This is a genomic window from Chryseobacterium caseinilyticum, assembly GCF_014837145.1.
Lineage (GTDB): Bacteria > Bacteroidota > Bacteroidia > Flavobacteriales > Weeksellaceae > Chryseobacterium > Chryseobacterium caseinilyticum.
Genome location: NZ_JACYFS010000001.1, coordinates 858,160 through 878,041, shown reverse-complemented (window position 1 = coordinate 878,041; position 19,882 = coordinate 858,160). Strand labels below are relative to the sequence as shown.

Sequence of the window (19,882 nt, the reverse complement as noted above, 5' to 3'; positions counted from 1 at the left end):
AAAATATTTAAATTAAATAAAACTAAACAATCATGATTAAAAAACTCTTTACCATATCAATAATTGCATGCTCTTTTACATTGGCACAGGCACAAAAAACCAGCACAGCAACGTCAAAACAGTCGAAAACAAGCACAACTTCAGATGCAAAACAAGCTATCTCTGAAAGAGAGAAAGCTTTACTGGCAGACGGCTGGTCGAAAGTATATGAAAGCTATAAAGACGAACCGGTCGCTGTAGAAGTCAATTTCAAAACAGGGTTTGCGTACACAGCATTGGGTGCGGTAAAAGCTAAAGAGAACAAAGGTCAGAATGCGATGCTCATTATCAAAGACGGCAGCAATACGTACGCAGGAACTCAGGGAAAAGTGTCCGAGAACTACGCCATACTGGAAAGCGATGATTTCCAGCCATCATCAGGCGTGACAAAAGCAACAGTAGGTGTAGGTTTAAATGAAGGTTACGTAGCAGACGCTGGATTGGTAATTTTCGAAAAAACAATCGATTTTAAAAGGGATTTTTACCGTTTACTGGATGAGAGAGCTACCGGTTTTAAAAATTTAAAAGGAACCATTAGCGGAAAAAATGATTCCGGCTTTATGACCTACAACGGAACAATTGGATTAGGATATTTTAAAAATAAAATCAACGAAACCGCTGAAGCCTACGAATATGTTTTGGAAATGGATATGACAGACCCCGAAACGATGGCTTTCCTGAATAATCTCATTCCGGTTCTGCAGGAACTTCCGGCAAAAGGTTACACCCCATCTGAGTACAAAAACAAAGTAGGAAATGATGTTACAAAATTTACCAAAGACGGCGAAGATGCAATGATGCTGATCAGCAATATAAACACCAACACCATGTATTTCGAGATTGCTAAAAAGAAATAGACTCTCATATTTGCGACTTTAAAATTAAATTTAAAAATACAAGTGATGAAAAAATATATATTATTCCTGTTTCTGTTTATCCAACTTATTGTTTTTGGACAAAAAACTACCACGATTCCTGATTCCGATAATCGGAGAGATCATCCTGTAGAATTGCGCGCAGCAATTTGGGACATTAATGACGGTTATAAAACACGACTGAAACCAGAAGATAAAAAATTCGGTGAGCCAGAATTTAAAAAAATAAAGTACAGTCCTGCTCAACTGGAAAGAATCACTTATCTATTAAAAAATGACGTAGTTCCTGCGGGTCTTAAAAAAGGTAGTCTGGAAGAAAACAGAGTATTAATGCCTTATTATAAGAGTTATTGGGTTGGCAATTTAAAAATTGACGGTAATCTGTACTGTGTTATTTACATTCCAAAAAAGGAAAATGCGCACATGCCTGCAGAATATATTCCTGAGACTGATGAAGGAACTTTTTTGAGTGTTTATGTAAGTGTACCTAAATTTGCAGGAATCAAACTGGCAGGGACGAAACCGCCTTCTCCAGAAGCTTTGGCGAAGGCTCAGAACGGAAATGTCACTTTTTCATACGCTAATCTCAGCCGTTGGAATAATACGGAAGGTATGGTGATTTTTTGGTTCGGAACTTCCGGATCAGTCACTTCTTACAAAGCGTATTCGGTAAAATTCGGGAATAACATTTCAGAAGAAGCGGTTGTTCAGAATTTAAAGTCAAAATATATTTCCGACAGTGATTACGTGGGATATTCCTTTAATCAAGGATCAAAATGCAGTGATTTATACAGCGATATTGCGAGGAAAATGAAGGTAAGCCTTGAAAGCGCCAAGGATCTTCGTTTGGGAAGCTGCTTAGACAATGTGATAAATTTTGAGTGATGAAAAAGCTGATATTTTTTCTTTTACTTATAAGTATCACAGTTGATTTTGTTTCAGCACAATGCTTAAGTGGAAACTGCAAAGACGGCATCGGAAAATCAGATTTGGGATATGCGGTTTATGAAGGCAGTTTTAAAAACGGAAAACCTCACGGAAATGGCGTGATAGACTACGGTGGAGACAAATATACTGGAGAATTTGCCGATGGTTCAGAACATGGAAAAGGCATATTGACCCGTAAAAATGGAAAGACAGAAAATGTAGAATACAGCTTTGGAAATCTTGTCAGAAAATCTTTACCGAATTACGTGGGTGGCGTTCCGGTGGAAGGCTGTAAAAAAGGCGACTGCAAAAACGGAATCGGCGAAATTCATTTTCCAAGTGGTAACCGATATGTCGGTGATTTTCAGGGCGGCATGATTCACGGTAATGGCACATTTTATTTTGCTGGAGGCAACGTTTTTGAAGGTGAAACTAAAGAAAATGTTATTTATAAAGGTAAATTTTCTTACCATCCCGAAGAAGTGGATTTCGTCGGCACATTCAATCCGGACGGAACTCCAAAAACAGGTTTGTACACTCATCACGACACAGATGCAACCGTCAAAATGAAGGATAATACAATTACGGAAGTCCACAATCCAGCAGTCGAAGCTCAACTGGAGGCTCAGCAAAAGCCGCCAATGTGAAACATGTAAAATGTCCGGTTTGTGATGGCAAAGGCATTACCAGCAGCAAATCCAGTTACTCTTATACAACGGCAGGAACCTACACAATGAGCGAGTTTGGGCAGGGTAGAATTAACCTAACAAATCCAACTACAACGACTTCTGTGGGCAGAACTTTTTATAATGTCTGCAATCGGTGTAAAGGTGCTGGAGAAGTTATGGAATAGTAATCTGAATGTAACTTTGAAAGTAATTTATATCAGTGGTATTCAAATTATTTCTTAAGTTAATATTATACTTGATCATTAACACAGACATATCATGGACTTCGTTCAGGAATTTGAATTTGACATTGATGACAAAGTATATAAACATTAAAAATCATTCATCTTATTTACTGGCTAATACATCTTGCACCTTTGTGATGAGATGATCGAGATCAAAAGGCTTAGAGATAAACCCGTCTGCTCCGGCTGCAGTTGCAATTTGATTTCCATCCACGCTCGCCGAAAAAATAATAACCGGAAGATTCTTGATATTATCGGATAACCTGATTATGTTTAATAACTGATCCCCTGAAAGAACCGGCATCCAGAGATCCATCAGAAGGAGATCAGGTTTTATATTTTCAATAACCTTTAAAAGATTTGTGCTGTTAATTTCAGTATTGACCATAAATCCTTCCAGTTCAAGCGTCATTTCCAGAACATCCAGAATTCCTTGATCATCGTCACAAATCAAAATTTTCTTGGCATTCATAAATTATATTTTTTGAATAGGAAGGGTAAAATTAAAAGTGGATCCATTACCTATCTCACTTTCTACCCAAAGCGTACCTTCATGATTTTGAATAATTTCCTGGCAAATGTACAGTCCAATACCCATACCGGGAAACTTCTTTTGTATGTCCCGAACTCTAAAAAAACGTTCAAATATTTTTTTTTGATCTTGTTGGCTGATTCCCATTCCGTAATCAGTTACAGAAATTCTGATGAAGTTTCCTACACGATTGCAATAAACGTCAATTTGTGATGATCCGGGCGAGTATTTTATAGCATTTGATACCAAGTTATTGAGCACCTGAGTTATTTGTAATTCATCACCCAGTATTGTAGCATTTGTGTCACTATTTACACTTATATTGTGAGAAGGACTTGCCAGTGCAAGATTATCAACCGCTTCGTGAATAATTTTGTCTATTTTAAAAGGTTCTTTGTGAATTTCTATATTTCCGGACTGAATCTTCGAGGTGTCTAAAAGTTCAGAAATCAGATTGTTTAATCTGTCTACGTTGAGAGAAACTTTCTGTAATGTGGTAATAAATTTTTCAGAAGATCCTTCCGGAATCATACGCTCTAGAAGTTGTGTAAATCCCTTGATTGTTGTTAAGGGAGTTTTGAGTTCATGGCTGGCAATTGACAGAAAGTCGTCCTTTCTTCTATCGATTTCTTTTTTCTCTGTTATATCTTCTATTGCAAGCAGGATACGGTCTTTATATTGGCCCTCAAACTCAATCCTGTAAGCGTTCAGAAGCATAATTTTCTTCCCGATGTAGGGGAAGTCATGCTCTACCTCAAAATCTATAACCGGATTATTTGTTGGAAGAATTTTCGTCAGCAGCTGTTTCAGTAACATGATATCCCATTGATGATTTCCAAGTTCAAATAAGATTTTCCCAACAGTCTCTTCCTGAGTTACTTTAAAGGACGTTAAAAAATGACTGTTAGCACTCAAAACTCTGTAATCGACATCAAGTACCAAAAGACTCTCACGCACTGTTTCAATGATGCTTGAAAGAAATGCATGATTTTCTTGTAACTCTTTTGTACGTTCAAGAATCTTTTTTTCTACAGAGGATTTCTCCTCCCGTAATTCGTTCTCTGCCTTTTTGCGGAGTGTAATATCATTTTGAACGCCTATGAAATGAGTTACATTATCTTCGTCATCTTTTACTGGTGAAATGATAAGTTCATTCCAAAACAAGCTTCCGTTTTTCCGGTAGTTTCTTATCTCGACCTTACATTCTTCACCTTCTTTTATAGCTTTTTTAATTATTTGTCGTTCTTCCTGACCGCGATCCTGAGACTGTAGGAAACGGCAGTTGTGACCTATAATTTCATTGTGGCTATACCCTGAAATTTCTTCAAATGCCCTGTTACAATATATGATAGGGTTATCTTGCTGTCTGTTGTCAGTAATAATAATTCCTGATTTGGCAGAATTTAACGCCTGGAGATAAATGTTATTGCTCAGCGGGTCATTTAGTGGGTTATTTTTAAAATCTGAACTCAATGTTTAACTTTTTTAGTGAGTAATTCTATTTTATCAAAGAATAATAATTCTTCCTTTTCACCTTTAAAACAAAAAGTCTGCCTTATTCTTTTTGATAGTTGTTTTGCTTTAATCTTTCAGGAAAAGACTAAAAATAGATGATCTTCTAAATTAAGATTATTATTTAAAATCATAAGACTTTAAAAAAATCAATGATTAGACTTAAAAATTTACACGTATCGCTGCAGATTTTTTCATTGTTATTGTGACTGTAGTCAGTTCGTCAATAACTTCATATTCTGCCTTTGTATATGTTTCGTCGTCCTGTTTTTCAAGGACTTCGATATCACCATATCCAATTTCATCTTTGGAAATTTGAATATAATAATTATCTGCATTTTCATTGTGACTGAAATGTTCTTTTGTAAAATCTATAAACTGCATAATATTAATGTATTTGGTTATAGCTCACTTATCAAATACTGTACAAAAGTTGATGATGGGTGATAAGAGGCTTTGAATTTGTTATCATTAAAAAAAAACTGCTATGAAAAGAGGACTGGTTTGGTTTAAAAATGATTTAAGGGTTCATGATAATGAAGCACTGACAATTGCAGCTAAGGAATGTGATGAACTTATCTTCTGCTACGCAATCGAAAAAAGCAATTTCAAAAAACTTCATTTGGGTTTCAGGAAATGCGATGTCAACAGGTTTAAATTTATGGAACAATCTGTCGTTGATCTGCAGAATCATTTGGAAAAATTGGGCGGTCATTTGTTGATATCATCAGATTCTGCTGTGCAGTTTTTGCCCCAATTGGCAGAGAAATACAACATTACAGATATTTATGCTGAAGAAGAATATGCAAGCGAGGAACTCCATCTGATTACGACGGTTCAAAACAGTCTTCCTGCAATAAATTTTCATTTTTACTGGGGGAAAACGCTTTATCATAAGGACGACATTCCTTTTTCTATATCAAAAATTCCTTTATCCAGTAAAGCATATAGAATTCCTGCAGGGAAGGAGTCTGAGCCAAGAAAAATTCTTAAAGTGCCGAAAAAACTGAAGAGTGTCGAAAAGGTGAAGAGCACAAAATTTCCATCTTATAAAAAGTTTGATTTTACAAAAAAAGAATATGATGCCGCAAAACCTCTTTTAGAAGGCGGAGAGACAAAAGCATTAAAAAGACTTCAATACTACACTTTTAAATCTGAACTTTTAACAGCATACCGATGGACGAGAAACCGTTCACAGGGATTAGATTACAGCTCAAAATTCTCACCATACCTGGCTTTAGGCTGTATCTCTCCAAGGGAGATTTTTGATGTTGTAAAAAAATATGAAGAGAAAATAAAGAAAAACCAAAGCACTTGGTGGCTCGTTTTTGAGTTGGTGTGGCGGGATTATTTTACTTTCAAAGGGATGAAATTCGGTGATAAGATTTTCAAAACGAAAGGATATAAAAATAAAGAAATTCCCTTCGAAAATAATCAGGACAATTTCAAAAAATGGTGTGACGGAAAGACGGGAATTCCGTTTGTAGATGCGCACATGAGGCAGCTCAATGAAACCGGATACATGAGCAATCGCGGTCGTGTAAACTGTGCCAGTTACTTCGTGCACGATTTGAATATTGATTGGACATGGGGATCTGCGTATTTTGAAAGTAAACTGATTGATTACGATGCCAGTTCGAACTGGATGAACTGGCATATGCAGGCTTTTGAGATCTACTATACGAATCCCATACATCAATCTAATAAGTATAAAGCTCAGGATTTTATAAGAGAATGGATTCCTGAATTAAAAGAAAGCAACGATATTGAAGTATTGATTCCCTGGGAGTTTGATATTCCGGACTATCCAAAACCTATAAAGATCTTCTCGAAATGGGAAAGAGCTATTAATTTAATTAAAAAATTAAAGTTTAAAAGCTGAAGTATTCTGATGCTTTGGTTTCGGATAAATTTTAAGCGATAGATATTACTGTGTGTTTGTATGCAGAACAATTCCAAAAGAAAATGCCATATTAAACTTTTATGAGATGTTTTCTTGTTTCTGATTAGCAAAATAAAGTCAGGTTTTAAAGTTTTTAAAATAGAAAACTTTAAATGAACATGATTATTCTTTAACTGTTACATGAGTCCTTCAAATAATATTTTCCTTAAGCTTATGACGGGACCATTTTATTATTATCGCTTTTGAAGAAGTTATTCATATTCCGGAAATTGTTTTTTCCACCTTGCAATGCTGTTCCTTGTGATCTTAAAATGTTTTGACAATTGATTATTACTAAGCTTATGATCAACCTGATACTGTAAATAAAACTTAACAGTCTTTTCATCGTATGCCCTGTGATACTGGTTGAAAATTTCTACATCTTTTTTGGAACCTTCAGATAATATATTGTGGATAGATATGACATCCAGTACATCGAAATTGTTTTTTTTCAATATCTTAATGCACTCGTTCATTTTTTCCGGATATTTTTCTTCTATAAGATCAGAGTATATTTTTTTATAATCAGGAATCATTTTTTTCTTAGTTTTCTTTTTTGTATTTCGTCATCCATCTAAAAAGAGTTGATTTTGGAATTCTGTATTCTTCAACTATTTCAGGCATTGATTTACGTTCAGTCTGAATCAGCTCAACTACATAGTCAATGATTTCTTTGGTGTAAATATTTTTTTTAAACTGTGGTAAAGCTGAAGATTTCTCACTTTTGCTGGATGGAGAATACAAAAGCAAATGCTGGGAGTAGATTCTGAAAAAATCATATTTAAGATATTTACTCAGTTTCAGCATAAGCTCAGCGTGGATATTGATGGAAGAATAAATTTTTTCAACCTCATCCTCTGACGTATTTAATATTTTTGAGAGCCGTTCAGAATCCAAATTAAGTTCATCAACTCTTTTTTTAATAAAAGTACCTATGTGGATTGTTTTAAAGTTAGAAGTCATTGTCGTTATTATGGGCGTTTATTCCTTGTAATTATAGCCGGAATTATATTCAGATTATCAGATAATTCTTTCTTTTATTTTTCTGATTTCGGTACACATACTAATTTCGAGCCAATAGTTACTTTCACATACTAATGAGTTTTTCAGGCTTCATGTGCCACAGATAATCCTGCAATTTTTTTCTAAAACGGTTGTCAGAATATGAGCATCTCAGAACAATAGAAAAAGCTGCACTAGAAAGCACGGCTCCAATTAAAAACTAAAGCTTAAATTTATATTACAAAACTTTATTCAAACAATTGAGCCAATCAGACAGCCAAAACTGCGGTACAAAAAAAATAATTTTTAGCTAATGCGTTGCAGGAATTTTTTATCTATTTCAGTTTTAATATAAATCTCATCATCCCCACTTAAAAATCCCAAAGGTGCATAATCTGTATATTTCTTTTTAAAGTTTTCGACTACTTTCTGATATACATTATCTTTTTGAATGTAAGGGTTATTGTATCGGTTGATCTTTTCAAATTCTCTTTCAATATCATTAAAAAATATTTTAAAGTAGGCTCTGTCATGAAGTTCCTTTTTCCACATCAGCAGCCAATTGATCTGACTTGCAATCGTATTTGTATTTTCAGGATATCTCAGCTCCTGCTTTAGAAAAAATCGGGGATTCCCATTGGCGAACTTACATATAAGATCATAATCTTTACTCATCCTTTTATTAAAATCTGCGAGATTAAGCTGAGCAATTCGTAAGCTGTCTACATTTTCGGCAATTGCTTCCTGAGAAACATCTTTATCAAATGAAATTATATTCACAGCCGGTTATATTTTAAAATTATTGTTAAGCAAAGACATAAAGGTTTATTTAAAAGTTTTCATGTATCCTGCGAAGCGGACCTTCTTCTGTGCAGTAAAAACATAATAGAAAGTATGATTGAGTGTAAAACAAACCATGTTAAGCTACAGAGGGAAAACACTAAAAAATAATCAGAGACAGAGTCTGGTTTTATGGATAAAAGTGCAATTGTAAAGGATATCGGTGAGAGCGTCATCATCATTGATACAAAAATTTTATTTTTATCCATGTATAAGTTTTTCAATCATTCCTTTGAAGATATAGCCATGAAACGGCAGTACTGAATACCAGTATAATCTGCCCAGCAAACCAACCGGACGAAAGGTAGCTTCCTGTATTAATTTTCCATCTTTAATCTGAAAATCAAGCCAAGCTTCTCCAGGGAGTTTCATTTCTGCAAATAATAATAAGCGCTTCTCCTGTTTGCTTGAGTACAGAACGCGCCAAAAATCTAAAGAATCGCCTGCGGAAACGGAAGATCGATTCTTTCTTCCTCTCTTCAGGCCCACACCACCAAAAATCTTATCGATGAGGCCTCTGATCGTCCACAAATAATCAGCATGATACCATCCATTGTTTCCTCCGATTCCGAAAATTTTCTGCATAGTCATTTCTTCATCTATGATTTCTGCTTCTTTACGGTCTTTAAAAACGCCCATTACCGGAACTTCAAGAAAATTCCAGACATTTTTGGAATATCTGTAGTTTCCGAATGAATCATACCACGTAGACAATACGTCGTTCTGTTCAATCTTGTCAAAACTTAATCTGAGACTTTCCCGATAGGAAAGAAGTGTGATATGTAATTTCGCGGCAAGATCATTTTCTTCCGCAACGACATTAATTTTCATGCTGTCAACTAAGTTTTTAGCCAGAACATAGGATGTTGATGTGATAAAATACAGCCAGTAGGACGATATTTTCGGACTCAGCACAGGTACAGAGATAATGGTTCTTTTCAGCTTTCTTTCATCAGCAAAAATCATCAGCATTTCCTTGTAGGACAGCACATCCGGTCCTGCAATGTCAAAATGTTTATTGTATGTATATTCCTTTGCGATGACTGCAGTCAGAAATTCTATTACATTTCTTACAGCGATTGGCTGACATAATGTTTTTAACCATTTCGGTGCGATCATTACGGGAAGTTTTTCTACCAGATCTCGTATAATTTCAAATGAGGCTGAGCCAGAGCCTATAATTATTCCTGCCCTTAGAACGGTCAGAGCATAAGATTCAGATTTCAGTTCCTTCTCAACATCTTTTCTGGATTGCAAATGTTTTGATAAAGCCTGCTCATTTACAATCCCGGTGAGGTAAATTACCTGTCTGCAATCCGTTTTCGCAATTATATCTGAAAAATTTCTCGCAGAAACCTTTTCGGCTTTGCTGAAGTCAGCGTTTGACGTCATCGAATGGATCAGATAATAAGCGATATCAATATCTTTATCAACTGGTTTCATAGTGCCGGCATCATTATAATCGTGCTCAGTCACAACAAGCTGGTCTTTGAATTCTTCGTACATTGTGGTATCAAATCTCCTCGCATCTCTCACCGAACAGATCACATGATGACCACCGTTCAGTAACTGAATCAGCAATCTTTTACCTATATAGCCTGTTGCGCCTGTTAGAAATATTTTCATATTAAGTTCAGAGAGATTTTAAATGTGAATTGGAATATGAAATCTTGATGGCAATTATTCAGCCATTTTTAAAATTAGGTAACATAGAGAACCTGGTCAAAAATATTGACAGTTATATCTAAAAGCAGATAAAATCAATCATAAAATTGAAAAGGAGAAAACTCACCAAAATATTAAGGTGAGTAATGCGAAATGATATTAACTCACAAATCTCTTTTTTGACAACTTGCAATCAGCAAATAAGACTTTTCGCAATTGTGCTGATAAACGATAAAAACGGAATTAAATGTTCGAATATAGTCCCTCTCATTCCGCAAAAAAGCAGTGTATTTATGATGCTTTTTTTATTTTTACAATCCAAAATTATTATCTTTGAGATGTTTTTGGTAATTAATGAAAATGAAACAAAATTTCTCCGTAAAAATCATCATTCTTTTTTTTGTCGCCTCACTGCTGACAATTTCCTGCGGAAGCTCAAAAAGTGTAGCATCCAAAAGCAAATCGAACACAAAATCCACTGCAAAAAGCGAAAATCTCAGAAAACTCGATTCCGACTTCGATGGTAAAATTTCATCATCTGCTAAAAGAATAATCAAGGATGCCGAAAACTACCTCGGAAGTCCATACAAATTTGCAGGAAATACAGCTGACGGATTTGACTGTTCTGGTCTTACCACTAAAGTATTCGATGAAAATGGTTTAAAGCTACCTCGCAGATCCGCCGATCAGGCAGGCTTTGGAAAAAAGATTAATATTTCAGATGCAAAACCCGGCGACCTTTTATTTTTTGCAACAGCAGGAGGATCGAAAGTTTCTCACGTAGGAATCGTTCATACCATTGAAAATGATGGCGAAGTAAAATTCATTCATGCATCTACATCCAAAGGCGTCATAATTTCTTCCCTAAATGAAAAATACTGGAACAAAGCCTACCTGCATGCACAGCGTGTTTTATAGATCAATATTTTTTCGGCAATATACATTTTAAGCAAATTTAAAACTCAAATTTTAGCTTAAAACTTTTGTATCTTTGAGCTCATTATTTTAACAAAATTCAAATAAAAATGTCATTACAACAAACTATCGAGAACATCTGGGACAACAGAGAACTACTACAAAATGAAGACAGCCAAAAAGCAATCAGAGAGGTTATTTCTTTGGTTGATAAGGGTGAGCTCCGTACTGCAGAACCTACTGAAAACGGATGGCAGGTTAATGAGTGGGTGAAGAAGGCTGTAGTAATGTATTTCCCGATCCAGAAAATGGAAACGATTGAGGTAGGACCATTTGAATTTCACGATAAAATGCCTTTGAAAAGAAATTATGCAGAGAAAGGTGTTCGGGTTGTGCCACATGCTATAGCAAGAGAAGGAGCTTTCATAGCGTCTGGAGTTATCTTGATGCCGTCTTACGTCAATATCGGTGCTTATGTAGATTCAGGAACGATGGTGGATACCTGGGCGACTGTTGGAAGCTGTGCTCAGATAGGTAAAAACGTTCACTTAAGCGGTGGAGTTGGTATAGGTGGGGTTTTAGAGCCACTTCAGGCAGCGCCGGTAATCATTGAGGATGACTGTTTTATCGGTTCAAGATGTATCGTTGTAGAAGGCGTTCATGTTGAAAGAGAAGCTGTTTTGGGAGCGAATGTCGTGTTGACAGCTTCAACTAAAATTATCGATGTTACAGGAGAAACTCCGGTTGAAATTAAAGGTAGAGTTCCTGCCCGTTCAGTAGTAATTCCGGGAAGTTATACCAAGCAGTATCCAGCAGGAGAATATCAGGTTCCATGTGCTCTGATTATCGGACAGAGAAAAGAATCAACAGATAAAAAAACGTCGCTTAATGACGCTTTGAGAGAGAATAATGTAGCTGTTTAATCATTCTGTAATGACAATTCCGAAGCAAATATTCCAGACTTTTAAAACCAGTAAATTACCTTGGATTACGAGGTTTTACATTAAAAGAATGCTCAGAAAAAACCCTGAATATGAATATCATTTTTATGATGACGAAAAAATTCAGCGTTTTTTTAAAGAAGAGTTCCCTCCGGAATATTTTAAAGCTTACAACAGATTAACCATCGGAGCTGCCAAAGCAGATTTTTTCAGGTACGCCATTTTATACAAAAAAGGCGGCGTTTACCTTGATGTAGACAGTGGAATCAACATCCCGTTGCGGAAGCTTATCCGTGAAGATGATGTAGCTTTGATTACGGATGAAATTCCGCCGACATATTACGTACAGTGGGGTCTGGTTTATGCAGCCGGACACCCATTTTTAAAGAAGACATTAGAGAACATTCTGGATAATATTAAAAGTAATCCACACCCTCATAATGTTCACAAAACGACCGGTCCTACAGTTTACACTGATTCTGTGAAACAATGTCTTGCTGAAAATCCCGGTATTCCGCATCGGTTTTTGGCGCCTCATTATGATAACAAAATGCAGTTTAAATATAAAATGGGGAAATTTTTTCTTTACGGTGATAAATCTGAACACTGGAAGAAAAAACAACTGACTCAAAATATTATAAAACCAGAAGATGAAGATAGCATTTGATGCAAAACGGATCTTTTCAAGCGTGTCAGGATTGGGAAATTATTCCAGGGATCTTGTAAGGATTCTTTCTGAGTATTATCCTGAAAATCAATATATTCTAATCAGTAAAAAGACTTCGGAAAAAGGAAGCGAAATTTTAAAACGTTCCAATATCTCACATCTCAGGACTTCGAAGGGAACTTTGTCCCGACAGTTTAAAACGGGAACGGATGCACAGAATTTGGGCGCGGATATTTTTCACGGCCTGTCTGGTGAATTACCTTTAAAGTGGAACAGCAAACCCATTAAAAAAGTGGTCACCATCCATGATTTGATTTTCGAACGTTATCCGGAATATTACACTTGGATTGACAGAAAAATTCACTTCTGGAAGTTTAAAAAAGCCGCACAGTCTGCTGATAAAATCATTGCGATTTCTGAGCAGACTAAAGATGACATTATTCATTATTTAAAAGTTCCGGAAAGCAAAATTGAAGTTATTTATCAGGGTTGTCATCATGCATTTAAAGAAGAGCATGACGACGAATTTATCAAAGCAGTGAAAGAGAAATTTCAGCTTCCTGATAGATTTATTCTTAATGTAGGAACCATAGAGCCAAGGAAAAATCTTTTGAACGTGGTAAAAGCACTTCAGGGAACTCAGATTCCTCTGATTGTTGTGGGCACGAAAAAACCAAAATACTTCCAACTTGTGAAAAAGAAAATTGATCAAAATAAAATTAATGCTCAGTTTCTCACAGGTGTATCGATGAATGAATTGGCGGTGATCTACAGACTCGCGGATATTTTTATCTATCCAAGTTTTTTTGAAGGCTTTGGAATTCCTGTTATTGAAGCCTTATTTTCAAAAACGGTTGTGATTACAAGCAATACAAGCTGTCTTCCGGAAGCAGGTGGTTCCGATTCTGTATATGTTGATCCAAAAAATCATCTTGACATCCAGGCGAAAATAAAATTTCTGTGGGAAAATGAATCTGAGCGTAAACGCCGTGCTGATAAGGGTTTTGACTTTGTTCAAAAGTTTAATGACGAACCTATTGCCAACGAACTGATGAATCTTTATCAAAAAATTATGTCATAAATTTCTTGGAAGTTTAAAAATAAGTTCTACATTTGTACCACAATATTTCAAAAAAATGAAACCGAATTTCTCAACACTTCATCATTATCATCATCTCAGCTAAGGCGGAAGTGATTGATATTTTGTGTTGAATTCATAAAAATAAATTAAAAACCGTCTGAGTAAGGACGGTTTTTTTGTTTCCACATTTCTGTGAAATTTCCATAAAATCAACGTCATTTACTCAGACCAAAACTTACAAAAAGTAATGAGTAAATTAAAAATTGCTATTCAGAAAAACGGTCGGTTGTATGAAGAATCGCTTCAGCTTCTTAAAGATTGCGGTATTTCTGTCAATAATGGCAAAGACCAGCTGAAGGTTTTGGTAGATAATTTTCCTTTGGAAATTATGTATCTCAGAAACTCCGATATTCCGCAATATCTGGAGGATGGAGTAGTTGACATCGCCATCGTTGGAGAAAATCTTTTGGAGGAAAAACAAAAGCAGAATGAGATTGTACAGAAATTAGGTTTCTCAAAATGCCGGGTTTCTCTGGCTATTCCAAAAGATATTGACAGCGATCAGCCACAGTACTTTCAGGGGAAAAAAATTGCCACATCTTATCCTAATACGCTCCAAAAATATTTAAACGAAAATAATATTCAGGCTGATATTCACGTGATTTCAGGCTCAGTAGAAATTGCGCCCAACATTGGATTGGCTGACGGGATCTGTGATATAGTGAGCTCGGGAAGTACCTTATTCAAAAACGGACTGCGTGAAACGGTTACTCTTTTAAAGTCAGAAGCTGTGCTTGCTAAAAACATCAATCTGAATGATGCACAGGAAGAAATTTTAAGCCGATTACTCTTCAGAATCAAAGCGGTTTTAATGGCAAAAAATTCAAAATACATTTTGATGAATGTTCCGAATGATCAGATTTCAGAAATCTCAAATGTGCTTCCTGTTTTGAAAAGTCCGACGGTTATTCCGCTTGCAGAAGAGGGCTGGAGCAGCATTCATTCTGTAATTGATGAAGAACGGTTTTGGGACGTCATCGATGAATTGAAACTGAAAGGTGCACAGGATATTTTAATCATTCCAATCGATAAAATGGTAATTTAAGATGAATATTTATAAAAATCCTAAACGGGAAACCTGGTCTGAACTTACAAAAAGACCTGTTTTTAAAAAGCAGGAAATTGCTCAAACCATCAAAGAAATTTTCGCTGAAGTTGAGAAAAACGGTGATGAAGCTTTAATCCGTTACGCAGAAAAATTCGACTCTGCAAAGATCGATCAGCTACAGGTGACTGAAAAAGAAATCAGTAAAGCTGCTGACTTAATTTCAGAAGAATTAAAATCAGCGATTCAGATTGCCAAAGAAAATATTACGAAATTCCACGCATCACAGGTTGTTGAAACTGAAAAAATCGAAACAACGAAGGGTGTGATTTGCTGGAGAGAAAACCGCGCCATTGAAAAGGTTGGAATTTATATTCCCGGCGGAACAGCTCCCCTGTTTTCTACCGTTTTAATGCTTGCCATACCTGCTCAGTTAGCCGGTTGTCAGGAGATTATTCTGTGTACGCCTCCTGATAAAAACGGAAACGTCAATCCAGCGATTCTGTATACAGCACAGCTTTGTGGAGTTTCAAAAATATTCAAAGTTGGCGGTGCGCAGGCGGTTGCGGCAATGACTTTCGGAACAGAAACCATTCCCAATGTGTACAAAATTTTTGGTCCCGGAAATCAGTTTGTCGTGGCAGCAAAAGATTTTGCTCAGGAATTTGGGATAGCTATCGATATGCCTGCAGGGCCGAGTGAAGTTTTGGTGATCGCCGATGAAAAAGCAGTTCCTGAGTTTTGTGCGGCAGATTTACTGTCACAGGCGGAACACGGAAGTGACAGTCAGGTGATTTTTATTTCAACGGATTTAAAAGTTTTAAATGAAACCATTAATGAAGTTAAAAAACAAATCAAAGAACTTCCCAGAAACGAATTTGCACAAAAATCGTTGAACAATAGTCACTTTATATTATTGAATTCTATTGACGAAGCACTGGAATTCAGCAATTTATACGCTCCCGAACATCTGATTTTAGCGGTTGAAAATTTTGAAAAGTATATTAGCCAGATTCAAAATGCAGGTTCGGTTTTTCTCGGAAATTATTCATGTGAAAGTGCCGGAGATTACGCCAGCGGCACCAATCACACACTTCCCACAAACGGTTTTGCGAAAAATTACAGCGGTGTTTCTTTAGACAGTTTTGTGAAGAAAATTACGTTTCAGAATTTATCTAAAGAAGGCCTGCAGAATTTAGGAAAAACGATTGAAATCATGGCGGAAGCAGAAGGTCTTTCAGCACACAAAAATGCAGTATCCATCAGATTAAAATAAGATTATGACCACAGTAAATATTAAAAAATTAGTGCGAAAAAATATATTGGAACTGAGACCTTACGTCAGTTTCAGAGATAACAGTCAGTTCGAAAATCCTTTGCTGATGGATGCCAATGAAAGTCCGTTTGGAGAATTCAACCGTTATCCGGATTCTACACACAGAAATTTAAGAGAAAAAATTTCGGCTTTTAAAAATATTTCAGCCAAACAGATTGCTATAGGAAATGGAAGTGATGAACTGATCGATTTGATTATAAAAATCTTCTGTGAGCCCAAAATAGATTCAGTGTTGGTAATGAATCCTTCATTTGCAATGTACGGATTTTATGCTGCAATCAATGAAAATAAGGTTTTGCAACTCAATCTGAATAATAATTTCGAAATTGTAAAAGAGGAGTTTTTAAATATTATTAAAGAAAATCAACCTAAAATTTTATTTCTCTGTTCACCCAATAATCCAACCGGGAATTCGATTGATGACATTGAATTTTACATCCAGAATTTTAAAGGAATTGTAGTTGTAGACGAAGCGTATATTGAATTTTCTAAACAGAAATCATGTCTTGACCTGATTGATGAATATCCAAATCTCATCGTGCTGCAGACTTTCTCCAAAGCATGGGGATTGGCCGGTGTAAGAGTCGGAATAGCATTTTCTTCAGAAGAAATTACCAACCTGATTTACACGGTAAAATCACCTTTTAATGTGAATGTTTTAAGCCAAAATTTAGTTTTGAAAAAGTTGGATCAGATTGAAGATTTTCAAAATAATTTGAATGAAATTTTGAAAGAACGCAACTGGCTGAAAACTCAGTTTGAAAATATTGAATGTATTTCAAAAGTATTCCCTACTGATGCGAATTTCTTTTTGATTGAATTTAAAAATGCGCAAAAAGTATATTCTACATTGCTTGAAAATGAAATTCTGACCAGTAAAAGATTTCCTCAGATTCCTAACTGTATAAGACTTAATGTTGGAACAAAAGATGAAAATGAAAAACTGATTAATGTTCTGAAAAATATTTAAAATGAAAAAAGTATTATTCATCGACCGCGACGGCACATTGATTTTGGAACCGCCAACAGATTTTCAGGTTGACTCTTTGGAAAAACTTGAATTTTATCCTGGAGTTTTTCAAAATTTAGCAAAAATTATCAAGGAATTAGACTACGAATTGGTGATGGTAACCAATCAGGATGGTTTGGGAACAGACAGTTTTCCTTTCGGAGATTTCATAAAACCACAGGAAAAGATGTTGAAAGCTTTTGAAAACGAGGAAATTATTTTTGGTGATATCCTGATTGATAGAAGTTTCGAACATGAAAATTCTCCCAACCGAAAACCTGAAATCGGAATGTTGGGAAAATACATTTACGGCAATTATGATCTTGAAAATTCCTTCGTCATCGGAGACCGTTTGACTGATGTTCAGCTGGCTAAAAACTTAGGTACAAAAAGTATTTTCATTAATGATTCCAAAAATGAAAATGCTGATTTAAGCACAAAAAGTTGGGCAGAAATCTATCAGTTTCTGAAACAGATTCCAAGAAAATCAAACGTTTATAGAAAGACCAATGAAACCGAAATCGAAATTGAACTTAATCTGGATGGAAGCGGGAATTCAGAAATTTCAACGGGTCTCCATTTTTTTGACCACATGCTCGAGCAGATTTCAAAGCATGGAAATTTAGATTTAAAAATTAAAGTCAATGGAGATTTACAGGTTGATGAACACCATACGGTAGAAGACACTGGAATTGTCTTTGGTGATGCCGTTTTGCAGGCTTTAGGAAAGAAAAAAGGCATTGAAAGATATGGTTTTCTGCTTCCGATGGACGACTGTCTTTCGCAGGTTGCAATTGATTTTAGCGGCCGGCCGTGGTTGGTCTGGGATGCTGATTTTAAAAGAGAGAAAATTGGTGATGTTCCAACGGAAATGTTTTACCACTTTTTCAAGTCGTTTACAGATACTGCGAAATGCAATTTAAATATTAAATCTGAGGGTGAAAACGAACACCACAAGATTGAATCGATCTTTAAATCTTTTGCGAAAGCCATTAAAATGGCAGTGAATCAGACGGATCAGAATTATAATTTACCCACAACAAAAGGAAGTTTATAAATGATTGCGATTATAAAATACAACGGCGGAAACGTTAATTCTGTTCAGAATGCTTTACAAAGACTGAGCTTTGATTCAATTATTACAGATGATTTCCAACTGATAAAAAATGCAGAAAAAGTAATCTTTCCGGGAGTTGGCGAGGCTTCTTCGACTATGAAAGTCCTGAAAGAAAAAGGTTTGGATCAGTTAATTCCAAATTTAACCCAACCTGTTTTAGGAATCTGTCTCGGAATGCAGCTGATGTGTAAAAATAATGAAGAAGGAAACACGGTTGGGATGGGAATTTTTGACTGTAATGTCAAAAAATTTCCTCCTCTTGACCTCGTTCCGCACATGGGTTGGAACAGCGTTTCGGATTTAAAATCTCCTCTGTTTTCAGAAATTTCGGATGAAAATGATCTGTATTTTGTCCACAGTTATTATTGTGAATTGTCAGAAAACACGACTTCAGTTTGTGATTATATTTTGCCGTTCAGTGCAAGCTTACAGAAAGATAATTTTTTCGCCACGCAGTTTCATCCTGAAAAATCGGGAAAATTTGGGAATCAATTGCTTAAAAACTTTTTAAAACTATAATTCTGAATCGCAATAATTGGAAACGGAAAATCCATGAAAAAAGTCGATTGCATTACCTGTTCCGGCTATTCGAGATGCCTTATTAAAAACAACGAAAACTACATATGAAAATTATTCCTGCCATAGATATCATCGACGGAAAGTGTGTGCGACTGTCAAAAGGTGATTACAATACCAAAAAAATATATAACGAAAATCCGCTTGAAGTTGCTAAAGAATTTGAAAGCTTTGGAATTCAGTTTCTCCATTTGGTGGATCTGGATGGGGCAAAATCAAAACATATTGTCAATCAAAAAGTGTTGGAAAATATTGCGAAAGAAACTTCACTTCACATCGATTTTGGAGGTGGACTGAAAACTGAAAAAGATATCGAAACAGCACTTAATTCAGGAGCAAAACAGATTACAATTGGCAGTATCGCCGTTCAGAATCCTGAATTTTGTTTTCGATTGATTGAAAAATATGGAGCTGATAAAATAATTCTCGGAGCCGACTGTCAAAATGAAATGATAAAAACTTCCGGCTGGCTGGAGGAAAGCGATCAGGATGTGATTGATTTTATTCTAAATTATCAGAAAAATGGCATTCGAAATGTGATTTGTACCGACATTTCAAAAGACGGAATGCTGGAAGGTGCTTCCACAGAATTGTATCAGGAAATTTTAGAGAAAACATCAGTAAAATTAGTCGCGAGCGGCGGAATTTCCTGTATTGAAGATGTTTTTCTGATGAAAGACATTGGTTGTGCCGGAACGATAATCGGTAAGGCAATTTATGAAGGTAAAATTACTCTGAAAGAATTGCAGAAATTTATTGAAAACTAAATTTGGATTTCTTTAAACTAAATTCATTCAAGTCACTGTAAACTTTTTAGAGGAACACATCAGCTTAAAAACTTACATCAACAAGTCCCAACGGGACGCTTTAACAAAGGATAGGATGAAA

22 protein-coding genes are annotated in these 19,882 nt (G+C 35.7%); 15 read left to right on the top strand and 7 right to left on the bottom strand.

From position 1 onward, the window contains the following. Positions 1–32 precede the first annotated feature (32 nt). The 4 genes from IC610_RS04260 to IC610_RS04245 are packed head-to-tail and all read left to right on the top strand — an operon-like array spanning position 33 to position 2,694. Positions 33–896, top strand: coding sequence for a hypothetical protein (locus IC610_RS04260; RefSeq protein ID WP_191735385.1), 864 nt, complete (start codon positions 33–35; stop codon positions 894–896). A gap of 45 nt (positions 897–941) precedes the next feature. Next, on the top strand, positions 942–1,799 hold the full coding sequence (locus IC610_RS04255) for a hypothetical protein (protein ID WP_191735384.1): 858 nt from the start codon (positions 942–944) through the stop codon (positions 1,797–1,799). Then, a complete protein-coding gene (locus IC610_RS04250; RefSeq protein ID WP_191735383.1) occupies positions 1,799–2,488 on the top strand; it encodes an MORN repeat-containing protein in 690 nt (229 codons plus the stop codon). Before IC610_RS04255 ends, IC610_RS04250 begins: the two co-directional genes overlap by 1 nt. Then, positions 2,485–2,694 (top strand): hypothetical protein, encoded by a 210-nt coding sequence (locus IC610_RS04245; protein WP_191735382.1) that lies wholly within the window; start codon positions 2,485–2,487, stop codon positions 2,692–2,694. The genes IC610_RS04250 and IC610_RS04245 overlap by 4 nt, the downstream gene beginning before the upstream one ends. A gap of 163 nt (positions 2,695–2,857) precedes the next feature. Here IC610_RS04245 and IC610_RS04240 read toward each other — a convergent pair whose 3' ends face one another. The 3 genes from IC610_RS04240 to IC610_RS04230 form a co-directional block, all read right to left on the bottom strand. After that, positions 2,858–3,226, bottom strand: coding sequence for a response regulator (locus IC610_RS04240; protein WP_191735381.1), 369 nt, complete (start codon positions 3,224–3,226; stop codon positions 2,858–2,860). A gap of 3 nt (positions 3,227–3,229) precedes the next feature. Beyond that, positions 3,230–4,759 carry a PAS domain-containing sensor histidine kinase gene (locus tag IC610_RS04235; protein ID WP_191735380.1) on the bottom strand — a complete coding sequence of 510 codons (1,530 nt, stop codon included), beginning with the start codon at positions 4,757–4,759 and terminating at the stop codon, positions 3,230–3,232. Between the two features lie 201 nt (positions 4,760–4,960). Beyond that, a complete protein-coding gene (locus tag IC610_RS04230; RefSeq protein ID WP_191735379.1) occupies positions 4,961–5,182 on the bottom strand; it encodes a hypothetical protein in 222 nt (73 codons plus the stop codon). A 103-nt stretch (positions 5,183–5,285) separates the two neighbouring features. Between IC610_RS04230 and IC610_RS04225 the strand changes: the two genes are divergently transcribed. After that, positions 5,286–6,680: a DASH family cryptochrome gene (locus IC610_RS04225; RefSeq protein ID WP_191735378.1), complete on the top strand. Its 1,395-nt coding sequence runs from the start codon at positions 5,286–5,288 to the stop codon at positions 6,678–6,680. Between the two features lie 272 nt (positions 6,681–6,952). Here IC610_RS04225 and IC610_RS04220 read toward each other — a convergent pair whose 3' ends face one another. From IC610_RS04220 to IC610_RS04205, 4 genes are all read right to left on the bottom strand, one after another. Then, positions 6,953–7,276, bottom strand: coding sequence for a helix-turn-helix domain-containing protein (locus IC610_RS04220; RefSeq protein WP_191735377.1), 324 nt, complete (start codon positions 7,274–7,276; stop codon positions 6,953–6,955). A gap of 7 nt (positions 7,277–7,283) precedes the next feature. After that, positions 7,284–7,703, bottom strand: a complete 420-nt coding sequence (locus IC610_RS04215) for a transposase (RefSeq protein WP_191735376.1) — start codon at positions 7,701–7,703, stop codon at positions 7,284–7,286. Positions 7,704–8,048: 345 nt separating this feature from the next. Next, complete coding sequence (locus IC610_RS04210) at positions 8,049–8,522, bottom strand: hypothetical protein (protein ID WP_191735375.1); 474 nt, start codon at positions 8,520–8,522, stop codon at positions 8,049–8,051. Between the two features lie 261 nt (positions 8,523–8,783). Then, positions 8,784–10,208 carry an SDR family oxidoreductase gene (locus IC610_RS04205; protein WP_191735374.1) on the bottom strand — a complete coding sequence of 475 codons (1,425 nt, stop codon included), beginning with the start codon at positions 10,206–10,208 and terminating at the stop codon, positions 8,784–8,786. A gap of 399 nt (positions 10,209–10,607) precedes the next feature. Here IC610_RS04205 and IC610_RS04200 point away from each other — a divergent pair, with 399 nt between their 5' ends. The 10 genes from IC610_RS04200 to hisA all read left to right on the top strand — a co-directional run bounded on the left by IC610_RS04200 (position 10,608) and on the right by hisA (position 19,761). Continuing rightward, on the top strand, positions 10,608–11,165 hold the full coding sequence (locus tag IC610_RS04200) for a C40 family peptidase (RefSeq protein ID WP_191735373.1): 558 nt from the start codon (positions 10,608–10,610) through the stop codon (positions 11,163–11,165). Between the two features lie 107 nt (positions 11,166–11,272). Continuing rightward, the gene (locus IC610_RS04195) at positions 11,273–12,085 is read left to right on the top strand and encodes a 2,3,4,5-tetrahydropyridine-2,6-dicarboxylate N-succinyltransferase (protein WP_056080031.1); all 813 of its coding nucleotides are present in this window, start codon (positions 11,273–11,275) and stop codon (positions 12,083–12,085) included. Positions 12,086–12,095: 10 nt separating this feature from the next. After that, positions 12,096–12,770 (top strand): glycosyltransferase family 32 protein, encoded by a 675-nt coding sequence (locus IC610_RS04190; protein ID WP_191735372.1) that lies wholly within the window; start codon positions 12,096–12,098, stop codon positions 12,768–12,770. After that, positions 12,754–13,851: a glycosyltransferase family 4 protein gene (locus tag IC610_RS04185; RefSeq protein ID WP_191735371.1), complete on the top strand. Its 1,098-nt coding sequence runs from the start codon at positions 12,754–12,756 to the stop codon at positions 13,849–13,851. Before IC610_RS04190 ends, IC610_RS04185 begins: the two co-directional genes overlap by 17 nt. 247 nt (positions 13,852–14,098) lie before the next feature. Beyond that, the gene (gene hisG / locus IC610_RS04180) at positions 14,099–14,956 is read left to right on the top strand and encodes an ATP phosphoribosyltransferase (protein ID WP_191735370.1); all 858 of its coding nucleotides are present in this window, start codon (positions 14,099–14,101) and stop codon (positions 14,954–14,956) included. Between the two features lies 1 nt (position 14,957). After that, positions 14,958–16,232: a histidinol dehydrogenase gene (gene hisD / locus IC610_RS04175; RefSeq protein ID WP_191735369.1), complete on the top strand. Its 1,275-nt coding sequence runs from the start codon at positions 14,958–14,960 to the stop codon at positions 16,230–16,232. A 4-nt stretch (positions 16,233–16,236) separates the two neighbouring features. Then, positions 16,237–17,262: a histidinol-phosphate transaminase gene (hisC, locus tag IC610_RS04170; RefSeq protein ID WP_191735368.1), complete on the top strand. Its 1,026-nt coding sequence runs from the start codon at positions 16,237–16,239 to the stop codon at positions 17,260–17,262. Between the two features lies 1 nt (position 17,263). Continuing rightward, positions 17,264–18,358, top strand: a complete 1,095-nt coding sequence (gene hisB, locus IC610_RS04165) for a bifunctional histidinol-phosphatase/imidazoleglycerol-phosphate dehydratase HisB (protein WP_191735367.1) — start codon at positions 17,264–17,266, stop codon at positions 18,356–18,358. Further along, entirely contained in the window at positions 18,359–18,937 is a 579-nt protein-coding gene (gene hisH / locus IC610_RS04160; protein ID WP_191735366.1) for an imidazole glycerol phosphate synthase subunit HisH, read from the top strand. 104 nt (positions 18,938–19,041) lie between these two features. Beyond that, the gene (hisA, locus tag IC610_RS04155) at positions 19,042–19,761 is read left to right on the top strand and encodes a 1-(5-phosphoribosyl)-5-[(5-phosphoribosylamino)methylideneamino]imidazole-4-carboxamide isomerase (protein ID WP_191735365.1); all 720 of its coding nucleotides are present in this window, start codon (positions 19,042–19,044) and stop codon (positions 19,759–19,761) included. Positions 19,762–19,882 lie beyond the last annotated feature (121 nt).

Bases quoted from the DNA above. Each gene is read 5' to 3' on its own strand.
- IC610_RS04260 (WP_191735385.1), top strand. From the start codon at position 33: ATGATTAAAAAACTCTTTACCATATCAATAATTGCATGCTCTTTTACA.
- IC610_RS04255 (WP_191735384.1), top strand. From the start codon at position 942: ATGAAAAAATATATATTATTCCTGTTTCTGTTTATCCAACTTATTGTT.
- IC610_RS04250 (WP_191735383.1), top strand. From the start codon at position 1,799: ATGAAAAAGCTGATATTTTTTCTTTTACTTATAAGTATCACAGTTGAT.
- IC610_RS04240 (WP_191735381.1), bottom strand. From the start codon at position 3,226: ATGAATGCCAAGAAAATTTTGATTTGTGACGATGATCAAGGAATTCTG.
- IC610_RS04230 (WP_191735379.1), bottom strand. From the start codon at position 5,182: ATGCAGTTTATAGATTTTACAAAAGAACATTTCAGTCACAATGAAAAT.
- IC610_RS04225 (WP_191735378.1), top strand. From the start codon at position 5,286: ATGAAAAGAGGACTGGTTTGGTTTAAAAATGATTTAAGGGTTCATGAT.
- IC610_RS04220 (WP_191735377.1), bottom strand. From the start codon at position 7,276: ATGATTCCTGATTATAAAAAAATATACTCTGATCTTATAGAAGAAAAA.
- IC610_RS04215 (WP_191735376.1), bottom strand. From the start codon at position 7,703: ATGACTTCTAACTTTAAAACAATCCACATAGGTACTTTTATTAAAAAA.
- IC610_RS04205 (WP_191735374.1), bottom strand. From the start codon at position 10,208: ATGAAAATATTTCTAACAGGCGCAACAGGCTATATAGGTAAAAGATTG.
- IC610_RS04200 (WP_191735373.1), top strand. From the start codon at position 10,608: ATGAAACAAAATTTCTCCGTAAAAATCATCATTCTTTTTTTTGTCGCC.
- IC610_RS04195 (WP_056080031.1), top strand. From the start codon at position 11,273: ATGTCATTACAACAAACTATCGAGAACATCTGGGACAACAGAGAACTA.
- IC610_RS04190 (WP_191735372.1), top strand. From the start codon at position 12,096: ATGACAATTCCGAAGCAAATATTCCAGACTTTTAAAACCAGTAAATTA.
- IC610_RS04185 (WP_191735371.1), top strand. From the start codon at position 12,754: ATGAAGATAGCATTTGATGCAAAACGGATCTTTTCAAGCGTGTCAGGA.
- hisG (WP_191735370.1), top strand. From the start codon at position 14,099: ATGAGTAAATTAAAAATTGCTATTCAGAAAAACGGTCGGTTGTATGAA.
- hisD (WP_191735369.1), top strand. From the start codon at position 14,958: ATGAATATTTATAAAAATCCTAAACGGGAAACCTGGTCTGAACTTACA.
- hisC (WP_191735368.1), top strand. From the start codon at position 16,237: ATGACCACAGTAAATATTAAAAAATTAGTGCGAAAAAATATATTGGAA.
- hisB (WP_191735367.1), top strand. From the start codon at position 17,264: ATGAAAAAAGTATTATTCATCGACCGCGACGGCACATTGATTTTGGAA.
- hisH (WP_191735366.1), top strand. From the start codon at position 18,359: ATGATTGCGATTATAAAATACAACGGCGGAAACGTTAATTCTGTTCAG.
- hisA (WP_191735365.1), top strand. From the start codon at position 19,042: ATGAAAATTATTCCTGCCATAGATATCATCGACGGAAAGTGTGTGCGA.